Below are 16,654 nucleotides of genomic sequence, written 5' to 3' on the forward strand. Positions count from 1 at the left end.
CCCTTGGCGGGCAGATAATCGGCGGCGTTGCCGGCACAGGTTCTGGCGTTTTGGATGAATCACCTATGACAGCACCTCTGGATCTCGTCATCATGGCCGCGGGCAAGGGCACGCGCATGAAAAGCCGCCTGCCCAAAGTCCTTCAGCGCCTGGCGGGGCGCCCGCTGCTGGGCCATGTGCTGTCCACGGCGGCGCAGCTGGATGCGCGCTCGGCCGTGGTGGTCACGGGCCACGGCGCGGACCAGGTGGAGCCCGCCATGGCGGCGGCCTGCCAGGGCGGCTCCATGGCGCTGAAGTTCGTGCGCCAGGAGCCGCAGCTGGGCACGGGCCATGCGGTGCAGCAGGCCGTGCCTGCGCTGGCGGGCGACGGCATGGTCATCGTGCTCTCGGGCGATGTGCCGCTGACGCAGGCCGACACACTGCGCGCCCTGGTCGATGCGGCCGATGGCCAGCGGCTGGCGCTGCTGACCGTGCGCCTGCCCGATCCCACGGGCTACGGCCGCATCGTGCGCGGCGAAGACGGCACGGTGCAGCGCATCGTCGAGCAAAAGGATGCCAATGACGCCCAGCGCGCCATCCAGGAAATCTACAGCGGCATCATGGCCGTGCCGGCCCGCCACCTGGCCGGCTGGCTGGCCCGCCTGACCAATGACAACGCCCAGGGCGAGTACTACCTGACCGACGTGGTCGCCATGGCCGTGGCCGACGGCGTGCCCGTGGTCGCGCACTGCATTGCCGACCCCGTGCAGGTGGCCGGCGTCAACAGCCCGCTGCAGCTGGCCGAGCTGGAGCGCGCCCACCAGGGCGCCCAGGCCCGCACGCTGATGGAGCAGGGCGTGCGCCTGGCCGACCCCGCGCGCTTTGACCTGCGCGATGACCCGCGCACCGGCCGCGCGGCACGCCTGGTCTGCGGGCAGGATGTGGAGATCGACGTGGGCTGCATCTTCAGCGGCCATGTGGAGATTGGCGAAGGCGCGCGCATCGGCGCCTATTGCAGCATTGCCAACGCCACGATTGCGGCGGGCGCCGTCATCCATCCGTACACGCATGTCGATGGCGAGAAGGCCGGCGTCAGCGTGGGCGAGGGCGCCCTGGTGGGCCCGTTTGCGCGCCTGCGCCCCGGGGCGCAGCTGGGCCGCGAAGTGCACATCGGCAACTTCGTCGAGGTCAAGAACTCCGTGCTGGCCGATGGCGCCAAGGCCAACCACCTGGCCTACCTGGGCGATGCCACGGTGGGCGAGCGCGTCAACTACGGCGCCGGCTCCATCACGGCCAACTACGACGGCGTGAACAAGCACCGCACGGTGATCGAGGCCGACGTGCAAATCGGCAGCAACTGCGTGCTGGTGGCGCCCGTCACCATTGGCGCGGGCGGCACGGTGGGCGGCGGCTCCACGGTCACCAAGAGCACCGAGCCTGGCGTGCTCACGGTATCGCGGGGCAGGCAGGTGAGCATCACCAGCTGGAAGCGCCCGGTCAAACTGCCCAAGTCCTGAGACTTCCGAGACACGTGGGCTCGAGGGCCCGCATCGCCGGCGGGTCCCGTACGGGGCAAGCCGATTTTCCGAATCTCCTGACCCTGTCCATGCCATGACGGAACCTTTCGCCCACCCTCCGCCTGACCCTGCCGCCGACCTGCAAGGCCCGCCCCGCACGCTGCAGGACGCGCTGGAGCGCCTGGCCCAGCGCGAGCAGGAGCTGCAGGCCCTGCGCGCCGCGCAGCAGGAATGGCTGCACGCGGTGTCGCACGACCTGCGCGCGCCGCTGCGCCATGTGCTGTCCTTCGGCCCCCTGGTGGACGAGCTGCTGTCGCAGGCCGCGCCTTCGCCGCAGGAACTGCAGGAGGCACGCGGCTTCCTGCAGACCATGGACCAGTCCGCCCGACGCATGGGCGGCATGCTCGACGGCCTGCTGGCCCTGGCGCGCGCCGCCCGCACGCCCATGCAGTGGCAGCCCATTGCCTTGCAGGAACTGCTGGAGCAGGCGCGCACGGCGGTGCTGGCGCAGCCGCGCTGGGCGGCCTGCGGCGCGGCGGCGCGGCTGCAATGGAGCCTTCCGCAGCAAAGTCCCGCCGTGCGTGCCGACGCGGCCCTGCTGCGCCAGGTGCTGGAGGCGCTGCTGGACAACGCCGTTAAGTTCACCCAGCCCGTGGCCCAGCCGCGCATTGCCATCGATGTGGAGCGCCATGCCGACGGCGGCATCACGCTCAGCGTGACGGACAACGGCGTGGGGTTCGACCCCTCGCGTGCGGGCGCGCTGTTCGGCATCTTCCAGCGCATGCACCGTGAGTCGGAGTTTCCGGGCCTGGGCACGGGCCTGGCCCTGGTGCGCGGCGTCATGCGCCGCCACGGCGGCGAGGCCTCCATCCGCGCCACGCCGGCGGGCGGCTGCAGCGTATGCCTGAACTGGCCCGGCGGCGAAGTGCGGCGCACGGATCGCGGGCTCTGAGTCTGCCTGCCGCTGGCGCCAGCCCTCAGATCAGCGTGTCGTCCGGCTCGGGCTGGTGTGCCTGGCGCGAGGCCTCGCTGCCCGCGTCCGTGCCCGACCTGGTGGGCGCGCTGCCGGCCATCAGCGGCGCAGCAGGTATCACCTGGTCGCGCCCGGCGTCCTTGGCGCTGTAGAGCGCGCTGTCGGCCGCATTGATCCAGTCCTTGACCGACAGAAAGCTGGGGTCCGCCGCCGCCACGCCAATGCTGGCGCTGACGCGCAGATGCGGGTGCTCGCGCACGCGCAGCTGGCTCAGCTGGTTGCGTATGCGCAGGGCCACCGCATAGGCATCGTCCAGATGGGTGTGCATGCACAGCACGGCGAATTCATCGCCTCCGTAGCGGCCGGCCGCGTCATGCGATCGCAGGCAGTGCCGGATGGTCAGGCCGATGGCCTGCAGCACCTCGTCACCCACGGTGTGCCCAAAGCTGTCGTTGATGCGCTTGAAGTGGTCTATGTCCACGATCAGCAGGCAGGCCGAGGTCTGCGTCTGCCGGTAGTCGCGCAGCGCGGCGCGCGCCTTCTGCCACCAGTAGTCGCGGCTGTACAGCGTGGTCAGGGGGTCGATGCGGCTGAGCACCTGCAGCTTCACGTTCTGTCGTGCCAGCTTGCGCACCAGCTGGCGCGTGGACCAGCTGGAGAACACGCTGTGCAGCAGGAGCAGGGGCAGCATGCTCAGCTGCACTGCCAGGCTGGCCTCCCACTCGGGCGCGGGCCGCAGCAGCAGGGCCCCCGCGGCGGCGGCCAGGAAGGTGGCGAACAGCGATTGCAGCCAGCCATCGCGCGTGGCCGTGTGGTTGCGGTCTGCAATGCTGATGGCCAGCAGCGCAATGCTGGGCAATGCACAGAAATGCATGACGGGAATCCAGCTGCCGATGATCAGCGCATCTATCTTCAGATTGGCGTGTTCGGCGCGGTGGCTGTCACGGCTGTGGCGGGCGTGGAGAAAGGCGATGTGCGGCCAGACCAGGGCGCTCACCAGCACAAAGCCCCAGACAGCCGTGCTGGCGCCCAGCTCGGTCATGGTCGTGCCCACGACGAGGCCACCCAAAGCCATGCTGGAGACGCGCAAGGGATAGGTGCGGCGATGGATGCGCTGGCGCAAGGACATGGCGGTGCGAGCCGAGTGCGCGCCGATTGCCTAGCGCGTCAGAAAGTGTTGTTGCATCAATTTGTATCATTGTCCCCGTGCGTGCGCAACGCCTTAAAGTCCAACGTTGCCCAAAGTTGGCGTTCGGGACACATTGCAGGCTTGCTGTCCTACGCAGTCCCGCCGCCGCGCAGTTTCCTGATGCGCACAATTACTCGCAAAATCAAGCGTCCTGGCCTCATTGGGCGCCTGTTCCGGGATTTGCCGGCGGCAGCGGCATGGCGGTGGAGAACTTGGCGCGCCTGACGCTGAAAAAACTCTTGACATTGCGCACGTTGGCGTCGCCCGTGAATAGCGCCCGGCTCAACTCCAGGTAGGCCGGCATGTCGGGCGCGGCCACCACGAGGATGAAATCAGGCCCCGCCGATACGCGCCAGCACTGCTGCACGGCGTCCAGCGCCACGGCGCGGCGCTCGAATCCGTCCAGCGCGTCACTGTCCTGGCGGTCCAGCGAGACCTCCACAATGGCCTGCAGCCCATGGCCCAGGGCGGCGGCCAGGCGTTCGGGCTGCAGGATGGCCACCTGCCGCTCGATCAGCCCGGACTCCTGCAGCCGCCGCACGCGGCGCAGGCAGGTGGGCGGCGACAGCTGCAGCAGCGCGGCCAGGGCCTGGTTGCTGCGGCTGCAGTCTTCTTGCAGCAGCTGCAGCAACTGCAGGTCGGTAGCGTCCAGCTGAATGGAATTTTGGTTCATTTTGTTATTTATATTGAAATAATATTTCTTGAATGCCTGATGATGAAATATTAGTTCAATAGATAAGGAAATCTGGAGAGAAATTTCTTTTCAACCTGCGTAGCATCCGTCGTCATCTCGAAACAAGGAGCTTGTCCATGTGTGGCATCGTCGCAGCGGTTTCCTTCCGCGATATCGTCCCCGTTCTCGTCCAGGGCCTGCAGCGCCTGGAATATCGCGGCTATGACTCCTGCGGCGTGGCCGTGCAGGCGCTGGACGCACAGGGCGTGCACAGCCAGGGCCTGCGGCGCGCCCGCTCCACGGCGCGCGTGGCCGAACTCATGGACCAGGTGCAACAGGACAAGGTCATCGGCCACACCGGCATTGCCCACACGCGCTGGGCCACGCATGGCGAGCCGGCGGTGCGCAACGCCCATCCGCATTTCAGCCACGGCCCTGGCGTCTCGCCCGTGGCCGACACCGACCAGCCGGCCCGCGTGGCCCTGGTGCACAACGGCATCATCGAAAACTACGAAGCCCTGCGCGCCGAGCTGCAGTCCAAGGGCTATGTCTTCGCCAGCCAGACGGACACCGAGGTCATCGCCCACCTGGTGGACAGCCTCTACGGCGGCGACCTGTTCGAGGCCGTGCAGGCCGCCACGCAGCGCCTGCATGGCGCCTTTGCCATCGCCGTCATGCACAAGGACGAACCGCAGCGCGTGGTGGGCTCGCGCGCCGGCTCGCCGCTGATCCTGGGCGTGGGCCAGGACGGTGCCGAACACTTCCTGGCCAGCGACGCCATGGCCCTGGCCGGCGTGACCGACCAGATCGTCTACCTGGAAGAGGGCGACATCGTGGACCTGCAGCCTGGCCGCTACTGGCTGGTGGGCAAGGGCGGCGAGCGGCTGGCGCCCGAGCAGCGCCCCGTGCGCACCGTGCACGCCCACAGCGGCGCGGCCGAGCTGGGTCCCTACCGCCACTACATGCAAAAGGAAATCTTCGAGCAGCCGCGCGCCATTGCCGACACGCTGGAAGGCGTGCAGGCCATCGTGCCCGAGCTGTTCGACGGCGTGGCCTCGGACGGCAAGGCCGGCACTTCGGCCTGGCGCGTGTTCAAGGAGATCGACCGCGTGCTCATCCTGGCCTGCGGCACCAGCTACTACAGCGGCTGCACTGCCAAGTACTGGATCGAGTCGCTGGCCGGCCTGCCCTGCAGCGTGGAAGTGGCCAGCGAATACCGCTACCGCACCAGCGTTCCCCATCCCAAGACCCTGGTCGTCACCATCAGCCAGTCGGGCGAGACCGCCGACACCCTGGCCGCGCTGCGCCATGCCCAGAACCTGGGCATGAAGCACACGCTGACCGTCTGCAACGTGGCCACCAGCGCCATGGTGCGCGAATGCGAGCTGGCCTACATCACGCGCGCCGGCGTGGAGATCGGCGTGGCCTCCACCAAGGCCTTCACCACCCAGCTGGCAGGCCTGTTCCTGCTGACCCTGGCCCTGGCCCAGTCGCAAGGGCGGCTGAGCGAGGAAAAGGAGCAGCAATACCTGGCCGCCATGCGCCACCTGCCCGTGGCCCTGCAATCCGTGCTGGCGCTGGAGCCCCAGGTCATCAGCTGGTCCGAGGACTTCGCCAAGCGCGAGAACGCGCTCTTCCTGGGCCGTGGCATCCACTACCCGATTGCGCTGGAAGGCGCGCTCAAGCTCAAGGAAATCAGCTACATCCACGCCGAGGCCTATCCGGCCGGCGAGCTCAAGCACGGCCCGCTGGCCCTGGTGGACAGCGCCATGCCCGTGGTCACGGTGGCGCCCAATGACGAGCTGCTGGAAAAGCTCAAGAGCAACATGCAGGAAGTGCGTGCGCGCGGCGGCGTGCTCTATGTGCTGGCCGATGCCAAGACCAACATCGAAAGCAGCGAAGGCATGCACGTCATCCGCATGCCCGAGAACTACGGCGCGCTCAGCCCCATCCTGCACGTGGTCCCGCTGCAGCTGCTGGCCTACCACACGGCCTGCGCACGCGGCACCGATGTGGACAAGCCGCGCAACCTGGCCAAGAGCGTGACGGTGGAGTGAGGCGGGGGCCGGGGTAGGGCGCAGGCCGTGGCCTGCCCTGGTCCTTCGTTGCCCCCTGTGCGAAATGTCCGTCGGACACCCGGCGGCTGGCCTACCTGCGGTGTCGCAACATGGGGCTGCGCACGCTCTGGCCGGTCCTACGGCTGAGCCGCATGTCCGGGCCCACACTGGTTACCAGCGCAGTGCATATCTGCGCTGCAGTCGGGCGCTTCGTTTGACGCGCCTCTTTGACCACCATGTGAAGGAGATACCCATGGCTCAGCAAAACGACCAGCAACAGCAGCAAAACAACCCGCAGCAGCAGAACCCGAACCAGCAAAACCCGGGACAGCAGCAGCAGGACAACCCCCAGCACAAGCAGCCTGGCCAGAACCAGCCAGGCCAGCAGCAGCCCAATCAGCCCCGCTGACAGGCTGGGCGGCGTTCCGTTTGACGTGAGGATGGAACCATGAAACAGCTTCTTCCCACGAGAGGCCCGCAGCATCCGGCCTATGTTCCCATGCAGATGGGGCAACCCATCACGGACAGGAACTACAGCCAGATGCAGTGCAAGGCGAACGTCCGCCAACAAGGGCAGCCTTTGCGCCAGCCACAGCAACGCTGATTGATCGCAGCCAGCGCTGGTGCAGCGCTCCCTGGAACCGGCCGCCTTCGGGCGGCTTTTCCGTGTCGAGGGCCTGCCCTGGCCGGGGCCGCCGGAGATCTCCCCGCACAATGACGCCTTTCCAGCATCAACCTCCAAGGATTTCAACGATGACACTGCAGCGCCCCTGCTTCGTTTTGCCGACCCTGGTGCTCGCCCTGGGATTGTCGGGGTGTGCCGCGCCGCCTTCCAGCGGGCAGCTCGAGAAGGAGGAAGCGGAGCAGGCGAAGACGCTGTGGGTGATCAGCGAGGCCTTGAAGGCCAACATGGCCGTGGTGCTGGTGGCTGACCTGACGCCGCACAAGTCGCTGGCCGACGCCGAAGGCATGTCCAAATGGACCTCGAACGTGCTGTGGACCCACCAGGACAGGCCGGAGATCGTGTTCGGCCGCAAGTTCCAGAACAACGCGCTGCAGCGCGATCCCAAGACCACCTACCTCTTCAAGGCCTTCGAGGTCCATGTCCTGCCCCCCGGCAAGTACCTGCTGACGGGCGGCGATGACTACTGGCTCAATGCCCGGCTCGACCAGCTGGGGGCCAAGGCGGGCGCTGCGGGCGCAGGCCGCGGCGCCAGCGGCACGGTGTCCCTGGCGCCCGAGACCTACCGAGAGTTCTATACCGAGATGAACTGGAAGGAGGCCACCACGCACACGCAGACCCGCACCGAGAAGTACTGCACCACGGTGCACCGTGCCTCGGGCCATTGCGTGGCCTGGGGCGAGCGGCAGGTCACGGACAGTACGCCGGGCATGGGTGCGGGCTATTACCAGGACACGGACTCGCGCGACATCCCCGCGCTCAAGGTCCAGGTGCGCGTGCCGCCCCGGCAGGCCCTGGCCAGTTTCACGCTGGAAGGCGGGCAGCTGGTGCTGAGCCAGCGCTCGTATCTGAAGACGCCCAGCTACCAGTTCCGCCAGGCGGGCTGCCGCAAGGTGGCGGCCGAGAAGGTCGAATGCCCGCTGGAGGACTTCACCGTCCACACGCTGCCGGTGCCCATGGAATTCACGCGCACCTATCTGGCCTCCCGCGCCAACCTGACCTCTGACCAGGAAAAACTCATGGCGCGGCTGGTGCCCATGCAGGTCACCACCCTGGGCCGCCAGGGCGCCGTCGATCCGATCTGGGGCACGCCGATCTCGCTGCGCAAGGGGCCTTGAGGTCCGGGCGCAGCCGATGGCCGATGGCCGATGGTCGTTGATCGGCTGCGTCGGGTGGCTGCCCTTTCCGTGCCTGGCCGATTGTTGGCGGGCTGCGGCGACCGGTGCCTGCCTATGGGGTCACCAGGTGTGCGCGTAGCTGATCTTCAGCACCGTGCCGGCCGCTGGCAGGCGGCTGGTGTTGTTGTTGCTGCGCAGCAGCTGGCTGTAGAGCGGGAAGTACTGGCGGTTGAACAGGTTTTCCACGCCCAGGGACACACGGTTCTTGGGGTCGATCTTCCACTGGCTGATCAGGTCCACCGTGGTGTAGCCCCGTGTGTCATAGCGGCCGAAGCCGGTCTTGCCGTCCAGGCGGTAGTCCTTGGAGGCATAGGCGGTGGCCTGGAGGCGGTGGCTCCAGCGCGTGTCGGGCCGGTACTCCACATAGGCGGTGAGCTTGAGCGGAGGGATGCGAAAGCCCGTCATGTCCTGGTAGCCGCTGGCGGCCTGGGGCAGCTCGCGGCCCTTCATCCAGGTGAAGCTGCCGCCCACGCTCCAGTGGTCGTCGTCGCTGAAGTAGTCCAGGCCGCCTTCGATGCCATGGATCTTCTCGCGGGTGCGCAGCAGGGTCAGGCCATTGTTGAAGCTCTGCACGGCGCCCAGGTTGGAGCGCGACTGGAAGACGCCGAGGTTGGCCATCACGTTGGAGAACTTGCCGCGCCAGCCCATTTCATAGGTGTTGGTCTTGACCGCCTGCAGGTTGGAGTTGCCCAGGTTGAAGGCCGGCGTGGCATTGCGCACCACCACACCGATGTCCGGCAGCTCGAAGCCCTGGCTGTACGAGGCATAGAGCTCCTGGCCGGGGACCGGCGTGAAGACCGTGCCCAGGTTGTAGGTCCAGGCGTTGTACCTGACGGTGCCGCCGTTCACGGACTGGGGGCTGGGGGCGCGTGACTGCGACAGCGGCGTGAAGTCATTGAAGCTGGCCTGGGCGCGGTCGTAGCGCAGGCCGCCTTCCGCCGACCATTGCGCATTGAACCGGTGCTGCAGCTGGGCGAAGGCGCCAATGCTGCGTGTGGTGACGGGCGGCATGTAGATCAGCTGTCCCGTCTTGTGAAAGACCAGGCCGCCGCTGGCGTCATAGGCCCGGGGATCGAAGATGTCGATGGGCATGTCGGTGCGCTCCTGGTTGAAGTCCGCACCCCAGATCAGCAGGCTCTTCTTGCCGGCGCCCAGCGGCGTCTTCAGGGTCAGGCGCCCGCCAAAGACCTCGGAGTTCTGCATGGACTGGTCGACATTGGCGCCCCGCACCGGCACGGCGCGTGCGTCGAAGGGCGCAAACCGCGTGAAGAAGTCCCGGTAGTAGAGCTGGGCGGCCAGCGTGCTGCCTGCGATGTCCCGGTTCTCGTAGTCCAGGCCCAGCATGGTGTTCTTGATCTGGTTCTGGTCGGCCAGCACCAGGCCCTTGATGGGGCGGGCCGCCGCCGTTCCGGCCGGCAGCCGCGCCACCGACGGGTCGGAGGCGTAGTCCGTGTCCTGGGCCGCGTTGTAGTGGCTGGCGGTCAATTGCAGGCGCTGGTCGGCATCGAGCTTGAAGCCGATCTTGGCCGAGGCGTTGTAGATGTTGGAGTCGAACAGGTCGCCCTGGCTGGGCTCGGGTGCAATGCGGTTGCCCCTGGCGTCGAAGGCGCCGCCCATGTGCCTGGCGCCCAGGCTCACCGAATAGTCGACCACCTCGCCACCGCCGGACAGGTAGTGCTGCACCTCGCCGCCCAGTCCTGCGCCGCGCAGGCGGGACAGCGGGGCCGAGCCGGTGACGATGGTCTCGGCCCGCGTCTCGCCCGAGGGCCGCTTGGTGCGGATGGAGACAATGCCGCCCGCCGCACCGCTGCCGTAGATGGCGCTGCTGCCGCGCAGCACCTCGATCTGCTCGATGTCGGCCGGGTTGATGTTGGCCAGGTTCCTGGACGAGTCGCGGTTGGTGTTCAGCGGAACGCCGTCCACCAGCACCAGCATGTTGCGGCCGCGCAGCGTCTGGCCGTAGTCGGTGATGGTGTGGCTGGAGTCCGCCATGCCGGGGACCACCTTGCTGAGCATGGTGGCCAGGCTGTCCGAGCCCTGGCGCAGCTGCTCCACCTCCTGGCCTTCCAGAATCGTGACCTGCCGCGAGGGCGCGACCAGGTTGTTCTGCGTGCGTGCGGTCACCGTGATGGCGGCAAGCTCCGTGGCCTGTGCCGCGGTTGGGGCTGAGGGTGAGGGCACGGCCGCTGCGGCAGACGGCGCCTGGAGGGCCGCCGCAGGCAGCTTCTCCAGCGCGTAGTTGCCCGCACCCACGCGGCGCGCTGTCCAGCCTGACGTGTTCAGCAGCTGCGCAAAGCCGTCTTCCACGGAGAACGTGCCGGACAGGCCGCGTGTCTCCATGCCGACGAGCTGCTGCAGGTCCATGCCCAGGTTCACGCCTGCCTGCGCGGCAAAGGCCATCAGCGCCGGGCCCAGCGGACCCGGCTGGATCTGGTAGCTCCTGGCAGCGGCGCTGGCGGCCGGCTCGGCCGCCTGGACTGGCAGCGCGTGCAGCAGCAGCGAGGTGCTGACGGCCAGGGCCGCCAAGGCGGTGGCGCGCAGGCTGGCGCGTGGTCCGGCGGTGGAAGAAGGGGAGTGCATGGTGTTCTGTCCTCTGGGCTGTCGATGAAAGTGGTCTTCGCAAGCCTTGACAGGCGAGAGCGAAAAACCGGACAGCCACGGCAGAAAAAAAACGGATCAGCGCCGCGCCACCGTCACCCAGTACCGGCTGCGCTCGTGCACGCGCACCGGCAGGGTCTGGGCCAGCAGGGCCAGGATGCGGTCGGTGTCATGCAGCTGGTAGGTGCCGGAGACGCGCAGGTCGGCGACATCGTCGTCGCACCGCACAAGGCCTTCGCGGTAGCGCGACAGCTCGGCCAGGAAGTCCTGCAGCCGCAGGTTCTCGGCATAGAGCACGCCCAGCGTCCAGGCCGAGTCCCGCGGCGCCACCGGGCGGGTGGCGCTGGCGCCTTGTCCATCGAATTGCAGTTGCTCGCCCGCATGCACCACCACGGCCGTGGCCGATGCTGCCGGCGTGACGCGCACCGCGCCCTCCAGCACGGCCAGCGTCGTGCCACGCTCCAGCTTGCGCACGATGAAGCGCGTGCCCAGGGCCTGCATCTGGCCGTCGTCTGTCTGCACCATGAAAGGCTGGGAGGCGTAGGGCGCCGCATGCGCGGTCTCGACCAGGATTTCCCCGGCATGCTGGCGGATGCGCCGCGCCGTGCCATCCATGCGCACGCTGATGGCCGAGGCCGTGTTCAGCTGCACGCGGCTGCCATCGGCCAGCGTGACCGCGCGGCGCTCGCCCCTGGCCGTGCGGTAGTCGGCCGTCCAGTCCTGCCAGGGCAGATGGCGCCAGGCCAGCCAGCCCAGCGCAGGCGTGGCCAGGGCCAGCACGGCCGAGCGCAGCAACTGGCGCCGTGCCGCCGAGGGGCGCGCGCGGTTGAGCGTGGCCATGCCGACGGCGGCGGGCACGGTGTTGAAGCGGCCCTTGAGCTGCTCGGCGCATTGCCAGATCTGTTCATGCCGGCTGCTCTGGCTGCGCCAGCGCGCCAGTTCGGCCTGCTCGGCCGCGCTGAAGTCCGAGGCGTGCCTGCGGGCCAGCCAGCGGGCGGCCTCGTCCAGGATGCGTGCGTCTGCGGCCTGCATGCTCAGCGCTCCAGCATCACCAGCAGGCATTGCCGAAAGCCCTGGGCCATGTAGCGCGTCACGGTGCGCACGCTCAGCTGCATCCGGTCGGCAATGTCCTCGTAGGACAGGCCTTCCAGCTGGGACATGAGAAAGGCCGTGCGCACCCTGGCGGGCAGGGCGTCCAGCAGCGCATCGAGCTCCTGCAGCGTCTCCAGCAGGATGGCCCGCGCCTCCACGGACGGCACGGTGGCCTGGGGCAGGAGGTGCAGGGAGGCCAGGTAGGCCTGCTCCAGCGAGCGGCGTTCGAGGTGATTGACCAGCAGCCGCCGGGCCACTGTCGTCAGATAGGCCCGAGGCTCCCGGATGTCCTCGATGGCCTGCGTCCTGGCGCTGACCCAGATGCGCGTGAACGTGTCCTGGGCCAGGTCGGCCGCATCGCAGCGGTTGCCCAGCCTGCGTTGCAGCCACGCGACCAGCCAAGGGTTGTGCTGCGCGTACATGCTGCCCAGAGCCTGGCTGGCGCCACTGTCGGTGGATGGATGCACGTGCCGGGCCTTTCCTCTTGTGCGTCAAGAAACTGCCGGCATTTTATCCAGTTGATATGAATTCTCATTTGCATTGGGATCGGTGCGATCCCGCGCACCGGATCAGCCCGCCGCCGCCAGCCCGTCGAAGGTCGTGCTGGTCACCCAGTCGATGATCTGCGCGTGCGTGTACTGGCCCGACTCCTTGAGCAGGGCCACCACCGGATCGCAGGCCCGCGCGAACAGCGTGTAGAGCACCAGTTCGGCCGGCAGCGTGGCCTGCATCTGGCCGCTGGTCTGGGCCTCGGTGATCCAGATGCTCAGGCGGTTGCTCAGCGCGATCAGCCGGTCCATGTAGTCGTCGTTGGATTGCAGCGAGGCGCTGAGGTTGGAGTTCTGCGCGGGCAGGGAGGGCATCTCGCCTTCCAGCTGGGTCTGCATGGCCCAGCGCGTCACGGCCTTGAGCTGGTCCAGCGGGAGCGTGGGCGTGCCGGCCTCGGCCGCCAGGCTGGCTTCGTCGCGCAGGCCGTCCACGAAGGCCAGGGCGCGGTCCAGCACGCCCACCATGGCGGCCCCTGCCAGTTCTTCCTTGGAGGTGAACAGCTTGTACAGGCTGGCCTTGGCCATGCCGGCCTCGGCCGCCACCTCGTCCACCGTCATGGCGTCGTAGCCCTTGGTGGCCAGCAGCCGGTTGACGGCCGCCACGATGGCCTGCTCGCGCACGCGCTGTATCTGTTCTTTGATGGAGGAGCGGCTTGTCATAGCCATATTTTAGACCCGACAGGTCATATCCGATACCAAATAGTGCAAAGCGGATACGTTTGGTATATAGTTTGAACTCATCAGTTCACAGTTTGATCTTCATGGTCTGACTGATCGATTCAACCAGGAAGGACGCTCCCATGCATCGCATTGCAGTCATCGGGTCGGGGATTGCGGGGCTGGCCGCAGCACGGCGGCTGGCCGGCGCGCCGGGCGGGCATGGCGTGACCCTGCTGGAGGCAGGCAGCCATTTCGGCGGCCATGCCAACACGGTCGATCTGGCGCTGGGCGGCGTGAGCCAGGGGGTGGACACGGGCTTTCTGGTGTTCAACCACCGCACCTATCCGCTGCTGACCCGTTTGTTCGAAGAGCTGCAGGTGCCCACGGCGGAGGCCGAGATGTCGTTTTCCGTGCAGGTGCCGCAGGCCGGCGGCCGGGCGGGCCTGGAGTGGAGCGGCAGTTCGCTGGGCGGTGTGTTCGCCCAGCGCAGCAATCTGCTGCGGCCCCGTTTCCTGAAGATGCTGGCCGAGATCCTGCGCTTCAACCGCCTGACCACGCGCATCGCCGAGGAAGGCGATGAAGCGCGGCTGCGCAGCTGCATCGAAGATTTCCTGGACGACCACGGCTTCGGGCCGGCCTTTCGCCAGGACTATCTGCTGCCCATGATGGGCTGCATCTGGTCCTGCCCCACCGACCAGATGCTGCGCTTTCCCGTGGCCACGCTGATCCGCTTTTGCCACAACCACGGCCTGATCCAGGTCACGGACCGGCCGCAGTGGCGCACCGTGCGCGGTGGTTCGCGCCAGTATGTGCGGCGCATGGTGGCCGCGCTGCAAAAGGATGGCCACCACGAGGTCCGGCTGAACGCGCCCGTGCTGGGCCTGCGCCGCGCCGCGCACGGCGTGCTGCTGCAGATGGCGCACGGCACGGAGCGGTTCGACGCCGTGGTGCTGGCCTGCCACAGCGACCAGGCCCTGCGCCTGCTGGGCTCCGATGCCACGCCGCTCGAGCGCAGCGTGCTGGGCGCCATCCGCTACCAGCCCAACCAGGCCGTGCTGCACACCGATGCCGGCGTGCTGCCGCGCCGCCCGGCGGCCTGGGCCGCCTGGAACTACGAACGCGCCGCCGATCCCGGAAAAGACCGGGCCGGCGTCTGCCTGCACTACCTGCTCAACCGCCTGCAGCCCCTGCCGTGGCAGCAGCCCGTGATGGTGTCGCTGAACCCGGTGCGCCCCATCGATGACAGCCAGGTCCACGCGCGCATCGAGTACAGCCACCCGGTGTTCGACCTGGCCGCCATCGAGGCCCAGGGCCGGGTGGATGCCCTGCAAGGCCAGCGCAGGACCTGGTTCTGCGGCGCATGGTGCGGCTACGGCTTCCACGAGGACGGCCTGCGCTCGGGCCTGGTCGCGGCCGACGGCCTGCTGCATGCCCTGCCGACCTTGCCCGTCCTGCCCGCCAGCGCGGCCTTCGAGGGGGTTGCATGACGGCCCGGCCGCTCATCGGCTTCGGCCATGTCTGGCACCGCCGCCTGCGGCCGGTGGAGCATGCCTTCCGCTACCCGGGCTATTTCCTCATGCTGCCCATGCGCAGCCTGCGCACGCAGCCGGACGCCGCGCTCAGGCGCAACCGCCGTGGCTGGCTGAGCTTCCATGACGGCGACCACGGCGAGGGCGGCTGCGACGCACTGGCCTGGTTCGAGCAGCTGCTGCACAGCGAAGGCATAGCCGACGCCGATGGCGAAGTCTGGCTGCACACCTTTCCGCGCGTGCTGGGCTACGTGTTCAAGCCCGTGAGCTTTTGGTATGCGCACCGCGCCGACGGGTCGCTGGCCGCCGTGCTGGCCGAGGTCAACAACACCTTTGGCGAGCGCCATGCCTATCTGCTGGCGGGGCCGGACCTGGCCTGGGGCCGGGAGCAGGTGGCGCGCAAGCAATTCCACGTCTCGCCGTTCTGCGAGGTGCGCGGCGAGTACCGCTTCCGCTTCGAACGCAGCGAAGACCGCACCCTGGCGCGCGTGGACCTGCATGACGAGGACGGCCCGCTGCTGCAGACCAGCGTGGGCGGCGTGCTGCAGGCGCTGGATGCCGCCGCCGTGCGCCGCGCCTTCTTCGGCACCCCTTTGATGACGCTGGGCGTGGTCGCCCGCATCCACTGGCACGCGCTGCGCCTTTGGGCCAAGCGCGTGCCTTTCCATGGCAAACCCTCCGCGCCCAAGCGCTTCGTCACAAGATGAACACTACCGCCGCCCCCCTGCTGAGCCCCACCGCCGCAGCGCCGCGCCGCACGCCTGCGCGGGCACGCCGTGTGCTGAACCTGCTCGAACGTCTGCCCCACGGGCAGCTGGACCTGGAGCAGCCCGATGGCCGCCTGCTGCACCTGCCCCGTCCGCCGTCGGGGGCTGCCGACGCGCATTGCGTGCTGCACGACTGGCGGGCGCTGGAGCGCACCCTGAAATCGGGCGACATCGGCCTGGCCGAGGGCTATATCGCCGGAGAATGGGACAGCCCCGACCTGGCCGCCCTGCTGCGCCTGTGCATGGCCAACCGCGACCATGTGCAAAGCCTGGTCTACGGCAGCTGGTGGGGCCGGCTGGGCTACCGCCTGCGCCACCTGCTGCAGCGCAATACGCGGGCCGGCAGCGCCAGGAACATCCATGCCCACTACGACCTGGGCAACGATTTCTACCGCCTGTGGCTGGACCCCGGCATGAGCTACAGCGCCGCCTGGTTCCAGGGGCGCACGGGTGAATCGCTGCGCCACGCCGACCTGCAGGACGCCCAGCAGGCCAAGCTCAGGCGCACGCTGGACGAGGTGCGGCTGCAGCCCGGCCAGCGCCTGCTGGAGATCGGCTGCGGCTGGGGCGGGCTGGCCGAGGCGGCGGCGCAGGAGTTCGGCGCCCGGGTCACGGGCGTGACGCTGTCGCGCGAGCAACTGGCCTGGGGACAGCAGCGCATGCGGCAGGCCGGCCTGGCCGACGCCGTGGAGCTGCGCTACCAGGACTACCGCGACCTGCCCGCGCGCCATGCGGGCGAGCCCTTCGACGCCATCGTCTCCATCGAGATGTTCGAGGCCGTGGGCCGCGAGTACTGGCGCAGCTACTTCCAGACGTTGCGCGACTGCCTCAAGCCCGGGGGCCTGGCCTGCATACAGACCATCACGCTGCGCGAGGACCTGTTCGCGCGCTATCTGCGCTCCACCGACTTCATCCAGCAGTACATCTTCCCGGGCGGGCTGCTGCCCAGCATTCCTGCCTTCGAGCAGGAGGCACGGCGCGCCGGCCTGGTGGTGGAGCGCCGCATGGCCTTCGGCCGCGACTATGCGGAGACGCTGCGGCGCTGGCGCCAGGCCTTCGATCACCACCTCGACGCCGTGCGGGCCCAGGGCTTTGACGAACGCTTCGTGCGCATCTGGACCTTCTATCTCGCCTACTGCGAGGCGGCCTTCGACACCGGCAACACCGATGTCGTCCAGTTCACGCTGCGCAGGCCCCTGCCATGAAATCGCC

General features: G+C 68.3%; 14 protein-coding genes. 8 read left to right on the forward strand and 6 right to left on the reverse strand.

Annotation, left to right across the window (positions count from 1 at the left end; translation table 11 throughout):
* The first annotated feature begins 65 nt into the window (after positions 1–65).
* A complete protein-coding gene (gene glmU, locus U6958_RS05550; RefSeq protein ID WP_074922463.1) occupies positions 66–1,496 on the forward strand; it encodes a bifunctional UDP-N-acetylglucosamine diphosphorylase/glucosamine-1-phosphate N-acetyltransferase GlmU in 1,431 nt (476 codons plus the stop codon).
* 94 nt (positions 1,497–1,590) lie between these two features.
* On the forward strand, positions 1,591–2,448 hold the full coding sequence (locus tag U6958_RS05555) for an ATP-binding protein (RefSeq protein ID WP_074922461.1): 858 nt from the start codon (positions 1,591–1,593) through the stop codon (positions 2,446–2,448).
* Positions 2,449–2,473: 25 nt separating this feature from the next.
* Here the strand turns inward: U6958_RS05555 and U6958_RS05560 are convergent, their stop codons facing one another.
* Entirely contained in the window at positions 2,474–3,598 is a 1,125-nt protein-coding gene (locus U6958_RS05560; protein ID WP_016448446.1) for a diguanylate cyclase, read from the reverse strand.
* Positions 3,599–3,815: 217 nt separating this feature from the next.
* Positions 3,816–4,331, reverse strand: coding sequence for an Lrp/AsnC family transcriptional regulator (locus U6958_RS05565; RefSeq protein ID WP_016448445.1), 516 nt, complete (start codon positions 4,329–4,331; stop codon positions 3,816–3,818).
* A 137-nt stretch (positions 4,332–4,468) separates the two neighbouring features.
* Between U6958_RS05565 and glmS the strand changes: the two genes are divergently transcribed.
* From glmS to U6958_RS05580, 3 genes are all read left to right on the forward strand, one after another.
* Positions 4,469–6,388, forward strand: a complete 1,920-nt coding sequence (glmS, locus tag U6958_RS05570) for a glutamine--fructose-6-phosphate transaminase (isomerizing) (RefSeq protein ID WP_046238518.1) — start codon at positions 4,469–4,471, stop codon at positions 6,386–6,388.
* A gap of 253 nt (positions 6,389–6,641) precedes the next feature.
* On the forward strand, positions 6,642–6,797 hold the full coding sequence (locus U6958_RS05575; protein ID WP_164474684.1) for a hypothetical protein: 156 nt from the start codon (positions 6,642–6,644) through the stop codon (positions 6,795–6,797).
* A 344-nt stretch (positions 6,798–7,141) separates the two neighbouring features.
* Positions 7,142–8,188 (forward strand): hypothetical protein, encoded by a 1,047-nt coding sequence (locus tag U6958_RS05580; protein ID WP_047327905.1) that lies wholly within the window; start codon positions 7,142–7,144, stop codon positions 8,186–8,188.
* Between the two features lie 120 nt (positions 8,189–8,308).
* On the opposite strand, the gene U6958_RS05585 is transcribed toward U6958_RS05580, so the two are convergent.
* The 4 genes from U6958_RS05585 to U6958_RS05600 form a co-directional block, all read right to left on the reverse strand.
* Positions 8,309–10,828, reverse strand: coding sequence for a TonB-dependent receptor (locus tag U6958_RS05585; protein ID WP_074922460.1), 2,520 nt, complete (start codon positions 10,826–10,828; stop codon positions 8,309–8,311).
* 96 nt (positions 10,829–10,924) lie between these two features.
* Positions 10,925–11,878 carry a FecR domain-containing protein gene (locus tag U6958_RS05590; protein ID WP_061288791.1) on the reverse strand — a complete coding sequence of 318 codons (954 nt, stop codon included), beginning with the start codon at positions 11,876–11,878 and terminating at the stop codon, positions 10,925–10,927.
* Between the two features lie 2 nt (positions 11,879–11,880).
* Positions 11,881–12,360: a sigma-70 family RNA polymerase sigma factor gene (locus U6958_RS05595; protein WP_070081029.1), complete on the reverse strand. Its 480-nt coding sequence runs from the start codon at positions 12,358–12,360 to the stop codon at positions 11,881–11,883.
* Between the two features lie 147 nt (positions 12,361–12,507).
* On the reverse strand, positions 12,508–13,146 hold the full coding sequence (locus U6958_RS05600; protein ID WP_193726191.1) for a TetR/AcrR family transcriptional regulator: 639 nt from the start codon (positions 13,144–13,146) through the stop codon (positions 12,508–12,510).
* Positions 13,147–13,286: 140 nt separating this feature from the next.
* Between U6958_RS05600 and U6958_RS05605 the strand changes: the two genes are divergently transcribed.
* Genes U6958_RS05605 through U6958_RS05615 form a run of 3 tightly spaced genes read left to right on the forward strand, consistent with a single transcriptional unit; the run spans position 13,287 to position 16,647 of the window.
* Positions 13,287–14,633 (forward strand): NAD(P)/FAD-dependent oxidoreductase, encoded by a 1,347-nt coding sequence (locus U6958_RS05605; protein WP_074922456.1) that lies wholly within the window; start codon positions 13,287–13,289, stop codon positions 14,631–14,633.
* Positions 14,630–15,382, forward strand: a complete 753-nt coding sequence (locus tag U6958_RS05610) for a DUF1365 domain-containing protein (protein ID WP_074922454.1) — start codon at positions 14,630–14,632, stop codon at positions 15,380–15,382. The genes U6958_RS05605 and U6958_RS05610 overlap by 4 nt, the downstream gene beginning before the upstream one ends.
* Entirely contained in the window at positions 15,379–16,647 is a 1,269-nt protein-coding gene (locus tag U6958_RS05615; RefSeq protein ID WP_074922452.1) for a cyclopropane-fatty-acyl-phospholipid synthase family protein, read from the forward strand. The genes U6958_RS05610 and U6958_RS05615 overlap by 4 nt, the downstream gene beginning before the upstream one ends.
* Positions 16,648–16,654 lie beyond the last annotated feature (7 nt).

The organism is Delftia lacustris, from assembly GCF_040267515.1.
Taxonomy (GTDB): Bacteria; Pseudomonadota; Gammaproteobacteria; order Burkholderiales; family Burkholderiaceae_C; genus Comamonas; species Comamonas tsuruhatensis.